Annotated in this window: 16 protein-coding genes; 4 read left to right on the top strand and 12 right to left on the bottom strand. The window is 64.4% G+C overall.

Translation table 11 applies throughout. The features are described 5' to 3' along the window. Window positions 1-140 precede the first annotated feature (140 nt). Together Q0319_RS11390 and Q0319_RS11395 are read right to left on the bottom strand one after the other, a co-directional pair. Complete coding sequence (locus Q0319_RS11390) at window positions 141-497, bottom strand: arsenate reductase (RefSeq protein ID WP_296463723.1); 357 nt, start codon at window positions 495-497, stop codon at window positions 141-143. A 17-nt stretch (window positions 498-514) separates the two neighbouring features. After that, window positions 515-1,078 (bottom strand): YqaA family protein, encoded by a 564-nt coding sequence (locus Q0319_RS11395; RefSeq protein WP_296463721.1) that lies wholly within the window; start codon window positions 1,076-1,078, stop codon window positions 515-517. A gap of 113 nt (window positions 1,079-1,191) precedes the next feature. Here Q0319_RS11395 and ilvA point away from each other — a divergent pair, with 113 nt between their 5' ends. Further along, complete coding sequence (gene ilvA, locus Q0319_RS11400; RefSeq protein ID WP_299452621.1) at window positions 1,192-2,703, top strand: threonine ammonia-lyase, biosynthetic; 1,512 nt, start codon at window positions 1,192-1,194, stop codon at window positions 2,701-2,703. Between the two features lie 390 nt (window positions 2,704-3,093). After that, entirely contained in the window at window positions 3,094-4,065 is a 972-nt protein-coding gene (locus Q0319_RS11405; RefSeq protein ID WP_296463717.1) for a tripartite tricarboxylate transporter substrate binding protein, read from the top strand. Between the two features lie 90 nt (window positions 4,066-4,155). Here Q0319_RS11405 and Q0319_RS11410 read toward each other — a convergent pair whose 3' ends face one another. After that, window positions 4,156-5,085 (bottom strand): LysR family transcriptional regulator, encoded by a 930-nt coding sequence (locus tag Q0319_RS11410; protein WP_299452623.1) that lies wholly within the window; start codon window positions 5,083-5,085, stop codon window positions 4,156-4,158. 192 nt (window positions 5,086-5,277) lie between these two features. Here Q0319_RS11410 and Q0319_RS11415 point away from each other — a divergent pair, with 192 nt between their 5' ends. Beyond that, window positions 5,278-5,883 (top strand): cupin domain-containing protein, encoded by a 606-nt coding sequence (locus tag Q0319_RS11415; RefSeq protein WP_296463713.1) that lies wholly within the window; start codon window positions 5,278-5,280, stop codon window positions 5,881-5,883. Window positions 5,884-5,889: 6 nt separating this feature from the next. Here Q0319_RS11415 and Q0319_RS11420 read toward each other — a convergent pair whose 3' ends face one another. The 9 genes from Q0319_RS11420 to Q0319_RS11460 form a co-directional block, all read right to left on the bottom strand. Continuing rightward, complete coding sequence (locus Q0319_RS11420; RefSeq protein ID WP_296463710.1) at window positions 5,890-6,303, bottom strand: DUF3830 family protein; 414 nt, start codon at window positions 6,301-6,303, stop codon at window positions 5,890-5,892. Window positions 6,304-6,414: 111 nt separating this feature from the next. Further along, a complete protein-coding gene (locus Q0319_RS11425) occupies window positions 6,415-7,029 on the bottom strand; it encodes a TIGR00730 family Rossman fold protein (protein WP_296463708.1) in 615 nt (204 codons plus the stop codon). A gap of 48 nt (window positions 7,030-7,077) precedes the next feature. Beyond that, on the bottom strand, window positions 7,078-7,875 hold the full coding sequence (locus Q0319_RS11430; RefSeq protein ID WP_296463706.1) for an ABC transporter permease: 798 nt from the start codon (window positions 7,873-7,875) through the stop codon (window positions 7,078-7,080). Then, window positions 7,872-8,735, bottom strand: a complete 864-nt coding sequence (locus Q0319_RS11435; RefSeq protein WP_299452627.1) for an ABC transporter ATP-binding protein — start codon at window positions 8,733-8,735, stop codon at window positions 7,872-7,874. The genes Q0319_RS11430 and Q0319_RS11435 overlap by 4 nt, the downstream gene beginning before the upstream one ends. Before the next feature lie 4 nt (window positions 8,736-8,739). Then, entirely contained in the window at window positions 8,740-9,900 is a 1,161-nt protein-coding gene (locus tag Q0319_RS11440; RefSeq protein ID WP_299452629.1) for a ring-opening amidohydrolase, read from the bottom strand. Further along, on the bottom strand, window positions 9,897-11,354 hold the full coding sequence (gene allB, locus Q0319_RS11445; protein WP_299452631.1) for an allantoinase AllB: 1,458 nt from the start codon (window positions 11,352-11,354) through the stop codon (window positions 9,897-9,899). Before allB ends, Q0319_RS11440 begins: the two co-directional genes overlap by 4 nt. Window positions 11,355-11,366: 12 nt before the next feature. After that, a complete protein-coding gene (locus tag Q0319_RS11450; RefSeq protein WP_296463699.1) occupies window positions 11,367-12,158 on the bottom strand; it encodes an SDR family NAD(P)-dependent oxidoreductase in 792 nt (263 codons plus the stop codon). A gap of 74 nt (window positions 12,159-12,232) precedes the next feature. Then, on the bottom strand, window positions 12,233-13,276 hold the full coding sequence (locus Q0319_RS11455; protein WP_296463697.1) for an ABC transporter substrate-binding protein: 1,044 nt from the start codon (window positions 13,274-13,276) through the stop codon (window positions 12,233-12,235). Between the two features lie 10 nt (window positions 13,277-13,286). Further along, on the bottom strand, window positions 13,287-14,111 hold the full coding sequence (locus Q0319_RS11460) for an isochorismatase family cysteine hydrolase (RefSeq protein ID WP_296463695.1): 825 nt from the start codon (window positions 14,109-14,111) through the stop codon (window positions 13,287-13,289). Window positions 14,112-14,452: 341 nt separating this feature from the next. Between Q0319_RS11460 and Q0319_RS11465 the strand changes: the two genes are divergently transcribed. Further along, the gene (locus Q0319_RS11465) at window positions 14,453-15,343 is read left to right on the top strand and encodes a LysR family transcriptional regulator (protein WP_296463693.1); all 891 of its coding nucleotides are present in this window, start codon (window positions 14,453-14,455) and stop codon (window positions 15,341-15,343) included. Window positions 15,344-15,358 lie beyond the last annotated feature (15 nt).

The raw sequence follows: 15,358 nt of genomic DNA on the forward strand, positions 1-15,358 counted from the left end.
CCAGCCATTCTAGCCGATTGGCCCGCTTCCCCGCTGAAGGCGGCCCCCTTTCCCGACCTGCCAAAAGGGTCATATCCGGCGTGAAATACGGGCATTACGCGCGCATTTCGACGCTTCCGGGCGCCCCGGCAGAGCCTGCCTCAGCCCAAACGCGCCGACCAGGACTTCTCGGAAAACCCGACGCTGACCGCTCCGTCCGGTGTCACCAGCACCGGACGCTTCACCAATTGCGGATACTCGGTTGCCAACGCGAGCCATTGCGCCTCGCTCGAGGGCTGCTTGCGCGCCTCGGGCAGATTGCGCCAGGTCGTGGAAGCGCGGTTGACCAGCTTCTCCCAGCCTCCGACCTGGCTCGCCCAGTCCTGCAGCACATCCCCGCCGACCGGGTGTTCGCGATAGTCGATGAACTCTGCTTCCAACCCCTGCGCTGCCAGCCATTTGCGCGCCTTGCGGCACGTGTCGCAAGTGCCCAGGCCGTAGATCCGTATCGTCTTCATTCGTCGACATCCCTCGTTCATGAATTCGGAAATACCCACAGGAGCGCAGCCGTCATGGCGAGGTAACGGCCGAATTTGCCGATCGCCATATAGACCATGCAGGCCCGGAAATCCAGGCGCAGCCACCCCGCCACCGCGCACAGCGGATCGCCGATCAAGGGCACCCAGGACAAGAGCAGCGTCTTCGGGCCGAAGCGTTCTATCCAAGCATGGGCGTAGGCATGCCAGCGATCTTTGCGCGAGGTTTCGTGCTTGTCCTGTTCGTGCCTGTCGTCGGCGGAGCGATCGTGGGGGTGACGCATTTCGCGCCTGGCCTTGATGCGTTCATAGGCCCGCTTGGCCAGCACGCCCATCCCGTAGCTGATGGCACCACCCACGGTGTTACCCGCGGTAGCCACGAGGATGGCGACCCAGAACATGTGCGGCGCGAGCTTGACGTAGCCGAACACCGCAGGCTCCGACCCCATGGGCAGGAGGGTGGCAGAGATCAAGCTGACCACGAAGACAGCCGACAGCCCCACCTCCGGCAAGGCCAGGGTGTGGAGCAGCCACTGTGTCGAGGATTCGAGCCATTGTTGCATGGGCGGAGTGTAGCAACGAAGAGGGTGTATTAGCGTCGCCGAAAACGCCCCGCCCCATATCTGTGTCACACTAAAGGGTTAACTTTTTTCCCTCCAACCCTGAAAGCAGCATCATGGCTACCGACTATTTAAAGCGCATTCTCACCGCCAAAGTCTATGACGTCGCCGTCGAGTCTCCCCTCGACAGCGCTCCGCAGATTTCGGCGCGAATTGCGAACACGGTGCTGCTCAAGCGGGAAGACGCCCAACCCGTATTCAGCTTCAAGCTGCGGGGGGCCTACAACAAGATGGCCAATTTGCCGCCCAAGGCCCTGGAACGCGGCGTCATCTGCGCCTCGGCCGGCAACCACGCCCAGGGCGTGGCCCTCTCCGCCCAGCGCCTGGGCTGCCGGGCGGTCATCGTCATGCCCGTCACCACGCCCCAGCTCAAGGTGGACGCCGTGCGTGCGCGCAACGCCGAAGTCGTCCTGTACGGAGAGAGCTTCACGGACTCCTACAACCATGCCAAGGAGCTCGAAGCCAAGGAAAAGCTCACCTTCGTGCACCCGTTCGACGACCCGGACGTCATCGCCGGCCAGGGCACCATCGGCATGGAGATCCTGCGCCAGCACCCGGGCCCCATCGACGCCATCTTCGTGGCCGTGGGCGGGGGCGGACTGATCGCGGGGGTTGCGGCCTACATCAAGCAGCTGCGTCCGGAAATCCGCATCATCGGGGTCCAGACCGAAGACTCCGACGCCATGGCCCAGAGCATCAGCAAAGGCCGCCGCGTGACCCTGCCCGACGTCGGGCTGTTCTCGGACGGCACCGCGGTCAAGCTGGTGGGCGAGGAAACCTACCGTCTCGCGCGCAAATACGTGGATGACTTCGTGATCGTCGACACCGACGCCATCTGCGCCGCCATCAAGGACGTATTCGAGGAGACGCGCAGCGTGCTCGAGCCGGCCGGCGCGCTCGCCCTGGCCGGCCTCAAGAAATACGCCGCGCAGCATCGATGGAAAGGCAAGACCCTGATCGCCATCGCCTGCGGGGCCAACATGAACTTCGACCGCCTGCGGTTCGTCGCCGACCGTGCCGAGGTCGGTGAGGCGCGCGAAGCGGTGTTCGCCGTCACCATGCCCGAAGAGCGCGGCAGCTTCCGCCGTTTCTGCGAGCTGGTCGGCAACCGCAACGTGACCGAGTTCAATTACCGCATGGCGGACTCGAAGCTGGCCCATGTGTTCGTAGGCCTGCAGATTGCGTCGGCGGGCGAGTCATCGAAGATTGCGGCCAACTTCCGCCGCCATGGATTCACCGCCATCGACTTGACGCACGACGAGCTGTCCAAGACGCACTTGCGCCACATGATAGGCGGCAAGGCTCCGGCGACCGACAACGAACAGTTGTACCGCTTCGAGTTCCCCGAACGTCCGGGCGCGCTGATGCGGTTCCTCAATTCGATGTCGCCCAACTGGAACATCAGCCTTTTCCATTACCGCAACCAGGGCGGCGATTACGGACAAATCGTGGTCGGCATGCAAGTTCCTCCTTCCGATAAGAAGGCATTCAAGACCTTCCTGTCGGAACTCGGATACCGTCACTGGGACGAAACCGAGAACCCGGCCTACAAACTGTTCCTGCGGTAACCCCGAGCGGCAGGTCACCTGCCGCTTCCCCGATGCATTCCTGGCGCGGCTTCGGCCGCGCCGCCGGTCTCCGGTGACGGCGCGAAACGGAAACTGGCCCGCCATGCGCGGCGCAGCCCCCACAAGCTCTCCTTTCAAAACGCGATCTTCCTCGCCGCCGATGCCGGCCGCGGCATGTCTGCGCCGGCGTCTTTGTCGTCCGCCACGCCCCCCCGAACGCCGTCCAACTGATCAAATTGGAAAAAGCGTTATGCCTTCTTAGACGAGGTCAGGCAAGTCGAAATGTGAAACAGTAGCGGTACGCCCTCAGAACGATGTGAGGCGGTCGAAAACAATCAGCCGGGCCACAAGATGATTCTTTCGAGGCTGGCAACGATTCTGGAGACGGATGTGCGACGACCTCTTGCGAACGAACGGTGGCGTAGGACGGTAATCTTCCTCGCCTTGATGTCATGCGCGGGCGCAGCTCACGCCCAGTCGGCGGTCAGCCTTGTGCTCGCGTTTCCTCCGGGCGGTCCGGCGGATTCCCTTGCGCGGGTGACGGCCAGGCAGTTGGAGAAAGAACTGGGCCAGCCCGTCATCATCGAGAACAAGCCGGGAGGCAACGGCGCCATTGCCGCCAATCTCGTCGCCCGCTCCAAGCCGGATGGAAACACCCTTTTCCTGAGCTCCATCGGCGCCATCGCCATCAACCCCTCCCTCTACCCGAAGCTCGTTTACAACCCCGAGAAAGATTTCGTTCCGGTGGCCATGCTCGCATCTTCCCCGGAAGTCTTGGTCGTCGGCCACGGACATGCCATCAACACCGCGAGCGAATACATACGCCAGGCGAAGAGCAGCGGCGTCAAGATGGCCTCCACGGGAGTGGGAGGCATGTCCCACATGGGCATTGTCCAGTTCAAACTGGCCACGTCGGCGAAGGTGCTGCATGTTCCCTACAAAGGAGCGCCCCCTGCGACGACCGACACCATCGGTGGACAAGTGGATGGGTTCATCGGAGACATCTCCGGCCTCTTGGCTAACATCAAGGCCGGCAAGCTCAAGGCGCTTGCGATAGCGGCACCGAAACGGTCACGCGTGCTGCCCGACGTGCCGACGTTTGATGAGATCGGCGTCCCCAATGTTTATGTGAACAATTGGTATGGATTGTTTGCACCAACGGGTACGCCGGCGGAAAAAATCAATGCGATCAACGCAGCGGTCCAGAGGGCGTTTACCTCATCGGAAATGCGGGCCTACGCCGAATCCACCGGCGTCGAATTCATCGCCGGCACACCCCAGCAATTCGCCGAGACGGTCAAGCGCGATACCGCACACTGGAGCGCGCTCATCCGATCCGAGGGAATCAAGGTGGATGAATGAACGAGCCCTGGGCCGAACGTGCTGCCATGCACCGGCCCAGGACATCCCACGCCAGACGGTGCGGCCGCGAGCGTTGCTTGAACACGCGACTCATTGTCTCGGAAGGACTGCCGCAGCGCCGGACGTCCCGTGCCGGTAGGGCAGGAAGATTTTCTCAAGCAGATCCACCGTCACGCGAACTCGCGGCACCATGCGCCGATTCTCCAGGAATACCGCGTAAAGGCCCTCACTTTCCACCGAGCAATCATCGAGGACGGGCAATAGCGCGCCACTGGCCAGGTCAGGGGCGACCAGGATCGAATTGCACTGAATCAGCCCCACCCCTGCGAGCGCGGCCTGGCGCAAGGCAACACCAGAGTTGACCGTGAGCTTTCCCTGAGGCGGCACGGCAATGACAGATTGTCCCTGCTTGAAGGTCCATGGCCGAACCCGGCCATTGATGAGCAGCGCGATTCGTTCATGCTGCTGCAAATCCCCGACGGCCCGGGGCACGCCGTGAGCATTGAGGTATGCCGGCGAGGCACAGGTCACGCGCCGCGACTTGGCAAGGGGCTTCGCAATGACCCGGGAGTCTCTGGGCTCACCGATATGAACAACGACATCGAGGCGCTGCTCCAGGATGTCGGGAACTTCGTCCGAATATTGGACGTCCAGGACCAGCTCGGGATTTTTCGAGAGAAACTCGCTGAGCATGGGGGCCAAGTAGAGCTGGCCCATGGCGTATGGCATGCCGATGCGAACCTGCCCGGCAGGCTGGGCCCGTCTCAAGGCCACGGCTTGCTCCAACTCATCGACGCTTTGCAGCACCTTTTGCGCAATGTCGAGACACAGCTGCCCGTCATCGGTCAGCGCGACTCCATGCGTATTTCGCTGCAGAACCCTGATGCCAAGCCACTGTTCCAGGGCGGCGATTTTCTTGGTCACGGCGGAAGGGCCCAGGGCCAGGGCATTGCCCGCTCGCGTGAAACTACCCGTCTTCGCCACTTCAGCAAAGGCTATTAGCGCCGCCAACTTGTCCATGATCCTCCCTTGGGCCGCACGGTCGAAGACGGGCCAGACAAGCCACCCCCTGGCCCCGCCCTGGCATGTGCACCTCTATGGCACAAGCGTTGTGCCATAAGCTATCAACCCAACGGCATCGTTCGCCATTAGGATTACTGCCGTATCCGGTTGCCACACCCGCATCCGGCAAATCAAACCAATGGGTCAAGAATGACAGCCAATCCAACCGCTGCCAGGGGACGAGTGCGCAGGGTCGTCACCGGGCATGACGAAACGGGCAAGGCCATCGTCATCTCCGACGACGTGGCCCCCTTCCTGCATGAGTCCACGGCCCGGCCCGGGTTCTGGTCCAATGATATTTGGCGCACCACCGAAAGCCCCGCACGGATCTCCGCCAGGCCTGAAGACCCGACGCCGGGCCCCCGCCGGCAACTTCCCCACCGAAACGGGAGTGTCATTCGCGTCAACCATTTCCCGCCGGACCGCCAGAACCTGGATCCGGCAACGATCGCACGGGAGTTCGAGGCGCTGGGCAACCGCGCCGCGTCGGCGGCGGCCCGCGGCCCGGTGCGGCATGCCATGATGCATCGCACCGAGACCATTGACTATGCGGTGGTACTGTCCGGCAAGATTGTCATGGTGCTCGACGACACTGAAGTCGAGCTGAATGCGGGCGACATCGTGGTGCAGTGTGGCACCAACCATGCCTGGAGCAATCGTTCCGACCAGCCCTGCACCATTGTGTTCATCCTGCTGGACGGAGCTTTCGATGCAGACCTGCGCGCGCTATTGGAAGGCTCCGGCACGCCGGCATAGGGCTGCCTACGCGAGCTCGAAAACGATGTCCTGCGCGCCCTCCCACAGCGTTTTTACTCCCAGCGCGCGCAGGTTTTCCTTGCCTTCGACGATGGTCAGGAAATGGTTGCCCGCCAGCTGGCCCATCTTGCTCGCGAACATGCAGCTGCCGTAGGCCATGATGATCTCGGTCTCGCTGTAGCCGCCGGGATAGAAAAGGATGTCCCCCACAGACGGATGGCTGGTGTGGTTTTCGAAGCCAACGCCCAGCTGGAACTCGCCCAGCGGGATCCAGCACCCCTCACCGCTCCAGCGCACGTGAATCAGCTTCTGCTTGTAGGGCAGCAGCTTCATGAACGCGGCCACGGTCTGCGGGGCGTCGGGATGCGTTTCGGCGATGAAAGTGTATTCGGCGGCGCGGATGCGGATTCTCGTCGTCATGGTCGTTTGCAAAGAGTCAAAAGGCCGGCCGGGATGAGGCCACGGGACGGCGCTGATTCAGTTTAATCCCCGGGCACCCCCGGGGGCGGAGCACCCAGGCGAAGGCCGTGGCTAGGCGGCCGGTGCCGGATCGGGATCTCCGATCCACTTCGTCACCGTGGGCGCCTTCCATGCCGCCAAGCCGTCGAGCAGCGCGCCGGGATCGGCTTCGACGACGATCATGTCGCGGTGCTCTGGCTTCATGAACCCCTCGGCGACGGCATGGCTGAGCATGGCGCGCATGGGTTCATAAAAGCCGCGGACGTTCAGGACCCCGCATGCCTTGGTATGGTCGCCGAGCTGGGTGAGCGTGGCTGCCTCGAACAGTTCCTCGAGCGTCCCCAAGCCGCCCGGCATGGCAATGAACGCATCTGCCAGTTCCGCCATGCGGGCCTTGCGCGCGCGCATGTCGGGCACGATCTCATGCGAGGACAGGCCTGGATGAAGGTGGCCGCGCTCGTGCAGGCGCCGGTTGATGATGCCCGTCGCCTGCCCTCCGGCCTGCAGCACGGCATCGGCCATGATGCCCATCAAGCCTTTGTGCGTCCCGCCGTAAACCAAGGTCAGGCCCCGGGCGGCAATCTGTTCGCCCAATTGCCGCGCGGCCTGCGCGTACGCGTCCGAAAATCCGATATTCGAGCCGCAGAAGACTGCGACCCGAGCCAATGTTACTGCGGTAGTGTTCATTCGATTTCCCATCGCCAAGCCCGCGGCACGCCGCCGCGGGCCGGCGCGTCATGCCATGGCCATGTCGTTCTTGCGCTGTGCCCACCCGGTCAGCCTGATCTCGATCAGGGCAGAAATCGCATACAGCGCGACCCCCAGCACGGCGAGGATGACCAGTCCGGCGAACACGAGGGGAACGTCGAAGTTGCCGCTGGCGATCATCATGACGTTGCCGATTCCCTTGTTGGCGGCGACGGTCTCGGACAGCACGGTGCCGACGAACGACAGTGTAATGGCTATCTTCAGCGACGCGAACAGGTACGGCAGCGCGCGCGGCAGGCCCACGTTCCACAGCACGTCGCGCCGGCTCGCGCCCAGCACTTTCAGCACGTCCTCCAGCTCGGGCTCGGTATTGGCCAGGCCCGTGGCGACGTTCACCACTACCGGGAAAATGCTGATGACGAGCGAGGTCAGGATGGCCGGCATGGTGCCCGCTCCGAACCAGACCACGAAGATGGGCACCACCGCGACCTTGGGAATGCTGGAAAAGCCGACCAGCAGGGGATAGGCCACATCGTAGGCGAGCCGCGAAGAGCCGATGATCACGCCCAGCAGGATGCCCACCAATACGCCGAGCACGAAGCCCGTGACCGTCGTGTACAGCGTCTGCAACGTGTGAGGCCAGAGCAGCGGCATTTTCGACACCAGCACGGCTGCGATCTGCGAAGGACGCGGCAATACCAGGTCGGATACGCCCGTGGCCAGGCAGATCACTTCCCAGAGCAGAAAGAAGCCGGCCAATGCCAGCACGGACAGGACGCGTCGCTTCGCCTTGGGCGACAGCAGCGGTTTCTTCTCATCGCTCATGCGACTCTCCTTGGGAGGGCTTCGTCTTTCGGGGAGACGGTCTCGGTTTCCGTGCGCGCATGGGCTATGCGCATGCGCAGCTCCTGGACCAGCGTGGCGAACTCGGGCGCATAGCTGCCCTCCAGCGTGCGCGGCCGTGCAAAGGCCACCTTCCGGTCTTCGAGGATGCGCCCGGGACGCGAGCTCATCACGCAAATGCGATTGGCGAGATAGGCGGATTCGCGCAAGTCGTGGGTCACTAGCAGCACCGTCGGCCGCTTGGCGATCCACAGGTCCTGCATGATGGCCCACAGCTCTTCGCGGGTGAACTGGTCCAGTGCACCAAAAGGTTCGTCGAGCAGCAGCAGCTGCGGATCGTGCACCAGTGCCCGGCACAGCGATGCCCGCTGCAGCATGCCGCCGGACAGCTGCCACGGGCGCTTGTCGCCGAAGCCCTTCAACCCTACTTGTTCCAGCAAGGCCTCGGCGCGGTCGGCGAACTCGCCTTTTTTCTTTCGCGCATACTCGGAGCGGAACGGCTGGACGATCTTGAGCGGAATCATGACGTTCTCGCGTATCGTCAGCCACGGCAGCATGGTGGGATTCTGGAACGCCAAGCCGATGCGCACGCGCGGCGCGTGCGGGTCGGCCGGACCGGCGCCCTTGGCACCCGCCTCGCGTCCGCCCACGATGACCCCGCCGGAACTGGGGTCCAGCAGCCCCGCCACCAGCTTCAAGATGGTCGATTTGCCGCAGCCGCTGGGCCCGACCAGCGCCACGAAGTCGCCTTGCTCGATGCCCAGGTCGGTATGGTCGAGCGCCAACGTACCGCCGCCGTAGCGCAGCGTCACATCGGCCAGTTCGATGAAAGGTTTGGTCATGGTTTCATTCCCTGAGGAAAGGCGGAGCATCGACACGCAAGATGGCGGCCACCGGCCCGCCCCCGGGCGGGCCCTGGTGTTCGGCGCCGCCCGAAACGTACAAGGCGGTGTGCCCCGCTACGGAGGCGAGCACGCCGCCGACGGCCGCCCGCGCATGGCGGGTTGCATTGATGTCCGAATCGTTCAGCATGGTGTGGCGCTGTCCGCGCACGAGACCGTCGGGGCTGGCCTCGGCCTTGGCGAGCAGATTCACCAGCCGCTGGCCGAGCGCCTGCGCGTCCCGGTCCGGATCGAGGCCGAAGGCTTCGCGCAGCATGGCGCGCACGCTTGCCGCGTCCACGGCATCGCGCATCAGCGTATGCGCGATGCGATACGGGGACAGGCTGCCCTCTGCCTCGCCGAGGACGATGACCACGTTGCCCTCGAGCTCGATGCCTGCCGACACCGATGCCCGCGCCGACCACAGCGACCAGTCATTCAGCACTGAGGCATCGGCTATCCGCTCGCGCGGGACTTCGCCCGTCGCAGCGGCCACGCCCAGCGCGGAGGCGCCGCGCGAATAGCCCATGGATTCGTAGGTATCGCGCGTGACCGGGTCCAAGCCGCGCGCGAGCGCGTCGTTCACCTTTGCCGAGGTCAGCAGCGGGCATTTCACCTGCACGAAATGCACATCCTGCGCCGATGTGATGCCCGCATCGGCCATGGCCGCCCGCACCGCCTGGGCGGTGGCATCGACCTGCGCCGCGCGGCCGATTTCCTCCGGGGCGAAATCCCGCGTGTGGGCGATGCCCACCACGAGACGCTTCCCAGGAGAAGACGGCTCCACGCCATCAGCGAAGCGGCGCGTGAAGACCGTGAAATGCGGCGACAGCACGCCCTCGGTGCCCCCCGACATCACCAGCGCCACGCGCGACTCGACCTCGGCTGGCGCACAATCGAAGTATGGCGCGAGGAAATGACACCAGCTGACTGCCGCGTATTCGCGCGTGTGGTCGTTCACGCAGCCGTTGCCCTCGGTCTTGCCCATCACCGCGACGATGTCGCGTGGGTCGAGCTCGCCGGCATCCACCAGCGCCTGCACCCCGGACAAGTCGCCTGGGCCCCGGCACGACACGCGATGCACGCCGACGATCTGCGGCCTGCCCGTGGCTATTGCGTCGCTCATGCTGCCTCCCGACGCGGCGTCGCCGTAGGGGGTACGCCTGCAGGCGTGGCCAGGATGTTCGACATGTAGGTTTCCATGTTGCGGGGCGCGGGGTCCGGCATGCGCTGCACGTCCTTGACCGATCGCCCCCAGCCCGCGGCCTCTTCGACCAGGCGGCCGTCGCGCACCACGAAGCGCCCGCGGACCAGGGTGTGCAAGGGATAACCTTTGACGACGCGGCCGTTCCAGGGCGAGATCTTGCTGATGCTGTGCAGCTTGCCCTCCGAGAGGACGCCTTCGCGCTCGAGATCCACGATCGCGATGTCGGCATGGGCCCCGACGGCGATCACTCCCTTCTTGCCGTACAGCCCCCAGGCCTTGGCCGGGTTAGCGGCGCTCCAGCGCACGTAGTCCATGAGGCTCGCGCGGCCACGATTGATTTCGGTCAGCATGAGCGGCATCTGGGTCTCGACCCCCGGGAACCCGCAGTCGCATTCCCAGATATTGGCGCGGCTCTTTTCCTCTGGCGTGTGCGGGGCATGATCGGTCGCGATCATGTCGATCACGCCTTCTACGAGCGCATCCCAGAGCGGCTGATTGTGATGGGCTTCGCGTATGGGCGGATTCAGCCGCAGAATGCCGCCCAGGCGGGTCATGTCGCCGGTATTGAGCAGCAGGTATTGCGGGCAGGTCTCGACCGTGACGTCCACGCCGCGCCGCTTGGCCTCGCGCAGCAGGAATAGGGAGTCGCGCGAGCTGTGATGCGCAATGTGCACGCGCGCGCCGGTCCACTCGGCCAGCGCCAGCACGCGGCCGATGGCCTCGATCTCGCACACTGCCGGGCGCGAGGCCAGGTGTGCCAGCGCATCGATGCGCCCTGCCGCCTCCATGCGCTGCTGGCGGCGCGCCATGATGGAGGAATTCTCTGCGTGCACGACGGTGCGGATGCCGAGCGGAGCGAGCTTCTCGAAGCCCTCCAGCAACGCCCCGTCAGTGGGAGCGGGCAGGTTGCCGAAGGTATTGCCGACGAACGCCTTGAAGCTCGTCACGCCGGCCTCGAGCAGCTCCTCGAGCCGGTCTATCGTGTCGTCGCCGAGCAACCCGTGGATGCCGTAATCGACGTAGGACGACTCCGCGGCCCGCTGCTTGATGCGCAGCGCTTCCACCGTTCCGGTGGGAGGATTGGTGTTAGGCATTTCGAAAACGGTGGTGACCCCGCCGCAGGCCGCCGCCGCGGAGCCGCTCTTCCATGTTTCCTTGTGCGGATAGCCCGGATCGCGGAAATGCACGTGGCTATCGATCGCGCCCGGCAAGAGGTACAGGCCGTCGGCCTGGAAGGTCTCCCGCGCGGGTGGCATGAGGTCGTCGTGTCCGAGGGCCACGATTTCCCCGGCGGCGATCGCGACCGACGCCTCGACGATGCGATCGGGCGATACGACTTTTCCGCCACGGATGACCAGGTCTACTTCTTTCATGTCGACTCTCCGTTACAGCGCAGCCCAACCGCCGTCGACGGGCAAATCCACGCCGGTAATCTGGCGCGACACGTCGCTGGCAAGAAAGAGGCAGGCCATGGCCACGTCCTCGTCGGTAGAGACGCGGCGCAGTGCATAGTCGGAGGCATGGCGCGCCATGGCCTCCTCGACGGAGATCCCCAGGCGCTTGGCCATGTCGGCGCAGACCTTTTCGCGAAAGCGCGGGCCGTCCACCATGCCCGGTGCAACGCAGTTGACGTTGATGTTGTGCGGGCCGGCCTCCAGCGCGAAGCTCTTGGTGATTCCGCGCAGCCCCCATTTCGAGGCGGAATAAGCCATGCGCCCGGCCCGGCCGCGCATGCCGAAGGTCCCGCCGACGTTGACGATCTTGCCGTAGCGCCGGGCGATCATGCCTGGCAGTACGGCACGCATGGTGTTGAAGCAGCCTTTCATGTTCAGGCCGACGATCTCGTCGAACTCTTCGGCGGTCGTCTCCCAACCGGTCTTGCCGATCGGGCCCGATCCGCCCGCGACGTTGACCAATATGTCGACCCGGCCGAAGGCCTCTGCGGCTGCCCGCCCCAAGGCTTCGGCCTGGGCGGCGTCGGTCAGGTCGCATGGGACCACCTTGGCGCGCACGCCCAGGGCCCGCGCCTCGGCGGCGACTGGCTCGATGGCGCCTACGTCCCGGCCGGCCAGCACTAGCGCACATCCTTCCCTGGCGAATGCGAGCGTGATCGCCCGCCCCATGCCCTTGGCCGGCCCGGTGATGACGGCCACTTTGTCTTTCAGCTGCAAATCCATGTCGAATCTCTCGGTGAATGCGGTGATGCGCCGCGCCGCCTCGTCGCGGCCGGCGGGCGACGCGCAGGTGTTGCTCAGAAATGCGTCAGCCGCTCGTCGCGCGGAGGCAGGAAGCTGCGGTCGAACACGGCGGACGGAGCCGGCGAATTGCTCAACCCGTTGGCCTGGACCACGAGATCGATGGCGCGCTTCATGCGGGCGTCATCGACGTCTCCCAGGCCGAATTTCGCGATCTCGGGATGGCTCATGTCGCGCTTCATCGTGGCCAGCAATTTCTCTTTTTCGAGTTCGGCCTTGAGCAGCGGCTCGCGCTTGAGCACTGCGGCGATGCCGGCGTCAGGATCGGCCACGACGTCCTTGATGGCCTTGTTCAGGGCACGCAGGAAGCCCTTGACCGCCTCGGGGTGCTCCTTGGCGAACTTGCGCGAGAACATGATCGTGTTGGAGTAGAGATCCAGGCCGTAGTCTGCGTACTTGATGAACCGCATGTCCTTTTCGGGATCCATGCCGGTCAGCTTGGCAGCGAACCAGATCGTGTTCACATAGCCGAATATGCCGTCCACCTGGTTGCGCAGCAGCATCTGCTCGCGCAGGTTGGGCGCCATGTTGTTGATCTTGACCTTGCCTGCGTCGATGCCGGTCATCTTGGCGAAGGTGGGGAACAGCTTGAGCGCTGCATCGGTGGCTGGCCCGCCCAGCGTGCGGCCTTCGAAGTCCTTGGGTGCCTTGATCGGGCTGTCCTGCTTGACCGCCACCGCGAACGGCGCGACGTTGTAGAGCATGTAGACGCCGACGGGAGCATCGTCAGGCCGGCGCGCGGCGAACTCGATCAGCGCATTCATGTCGCCGAACGCGGCCGTATACGTGCCGGCAGCCACCTTGGGCACGCCGGCGGCCGAGCCTTCCCCCTGGTCGATCTGCACGTCCAACCCCTCCGCCTTGAAATAGCCGCGCTCCTGTGCCAGGAAGAACCAAGACTGCGCTCCTTCGTATTTCCAGTTCAAGGTCAGCTTGATCGGTGTCTGGGCGCTGGCTGCGGAAGGCAATACGGACAAGCACAGCGCCAGTGCGGCAGCACCCGCGGCGCAATGGGCGATTTTCTTGAAACGGTCGATCATGGAACGGCTCCTAGAGGACGGAGGAAGATGAGCGCCCCGCAGATGAAGGGGCGAGGGCAGTCAACGCACTGGCGAGGTCGCGCGCCGTGGCGACGAAACCATGCAGTTGCTTGACCAGGAAATGAATGGCCTGGGTGACGTAATCGGGAGAAGGCGATCCGCAGGCGTCCGCGAGCAGGATGTTGTCGTAGCCGAGGAAACCTGCGTCCTGCAGTGTCGAGAACACACAGCGGTCGGTATTGACGCCGGCATAAAAGAGCGTCGTGACGCCCTGCAGGCGAAGCAGGCTATCGAGCTCGTTGTCCCAGAATCCGCTGAGCCGGTGCTTATAGACGGTCACGTCGGCATCGGCCACGGGTAGTTCATCGACGACTCGCGCGCCCCACTCCCCGGGCACGACGCTGCGCCCGCGATCGTTCGGCGAACGCTCCGCATAGCCCACGCCGTCGGCCGTGCGCTTGCCCTTGAACTGGATAGTGGGACTTAGGTTGAGCCGGTCCGCACGCACTCCCCAGTTGAGCCAGATGACCCTGCCGCCCGCCGCGCGCCAGGCCGGCAGCAGCTCCGCGATGACAGGGATGGGGGCGCGCATGGGAGAGACATCGATTCCCTTCTGCCCAAACCAGCCGTCGGCGTGGCAGAAGTCGTTCTGCATGTCGATCACGATCAGCGCGGAACGCGCCATGTCGAATTCCAGCGCCTGGCCATCCGCAACGAGGCGCACCGGGCGCGGTTCCCGCAGTGGGCGAACGAGGCTCAGGCAATCGGCCCGCTGTGTCCATGCGTTGTCCGGCGAGGGGCCGAAGCTGGGAAAGGTGGAAACGGGTGCACTCATGGTCTCGGCAGTAGATGATCGGGCAAGCCCGGAACGTGAATTGCTCTCTGTCCAATGCAATGACCGTACCCGTCCAACCTCTTTTAGCGATTCAGTTCAATGCCATTTAACGGACTAGCCGTTGCCGATCCAGCAACGATCCTCCATTTCGCCGGGCTGCTTTGGGCCGGGCTGGAAACTGCGCGCGACGCGCACGCGCTACCGCGCACACCGCAAGAGCGCGCACGATGCTCCTCCGCCCTGCCCCCAGCGCACCAACACGAGGCAAAGCGCCCGCCATTGGGCCGTGCGAGCCACGAATCGGTGCATCCCTTGGCCTCATCCTCTCCCTCTCGCCCGCTATGAACCACCTTCGCTTTCTTCGCTACGTCGACGAGGTCGCACGCGTCGGGTCCATCCGGCAAGCCGCCGAAAGGCTTCATGTCGCGCCATCCGCCGTCAATCGCCGCATCCAGGACCTGGAAGAAGAACTTGGCGCTCCCATCTTCGAACGCCTGCCACGCGGCATGCGCCTGACCGCCGCCGGCGAGCTCTTCGTGCGCTACATACGCAGCCGCGCCGCCGAGCTCGAAGGTGTCCGGTCACAAATCGAGGAACTCAAGGGAAAGCGCCGGGGAACGGTACGCATCGTTGCCAGCCAGGCCCTAGCGCCCGCCTATCTTCCCGGCGCGGTCGCGTCCTTCCGCGCGACGCATCCGCTCGTCGCGTTCGAAGTCACCATCGGCGACCATTTGCAGGCACTCGCGGCATTGCGCGGCTTCAACGTCGATCTGGCCCTGGTATTCAATCTCTCCCCAGAGGCCGATATCGAGGCCATCAGGCAGTTCGACCAACCCCTGGTCGCGCTCATGCACCGCGATCATCCGCTGGCCAAGCGGCCTAATTTGTATTTGCGCGATTGTGCGGACTATCCGGTGGTGCTGCCGAACCGGGACATAGGCGGACGACAGCTGCTTGAAAGATTCATGATGCGCAGCTCAGTCAAGCTGCAGCCCATGGTGGAAAGCAACTCCTTCGAGTTCCTGCGCGGCTGCCTGTATCACCAGCATGCCATTTCTTTCCAAATCGCCATCGGCGCCGTCACGGAGGGCGGGGAACTCATCGCGCGACAGTTGGAAGACCGGCACTTCCCCAAAGGCAAGCTGGTGCTCGCGTGCCTGCGGCACAGGCAGCTGCCGGTGATCGCGCATGCCTTCATCGAGCACATCCAGCAAACGCTGGCAGGGGAATGACCCGCCGCCAGCGGG

The sequence above is a fragment of the uncultured Pigmentiphaga sp. genome (genome assembly GCF_937950555.1).
Classification (GTDB): domain Bacteria; phylum Pseudomonadota; class Gammaproteobacteria; order Burkholderiales; family Burkholderiaceae_B; genus Pigmentiphaga.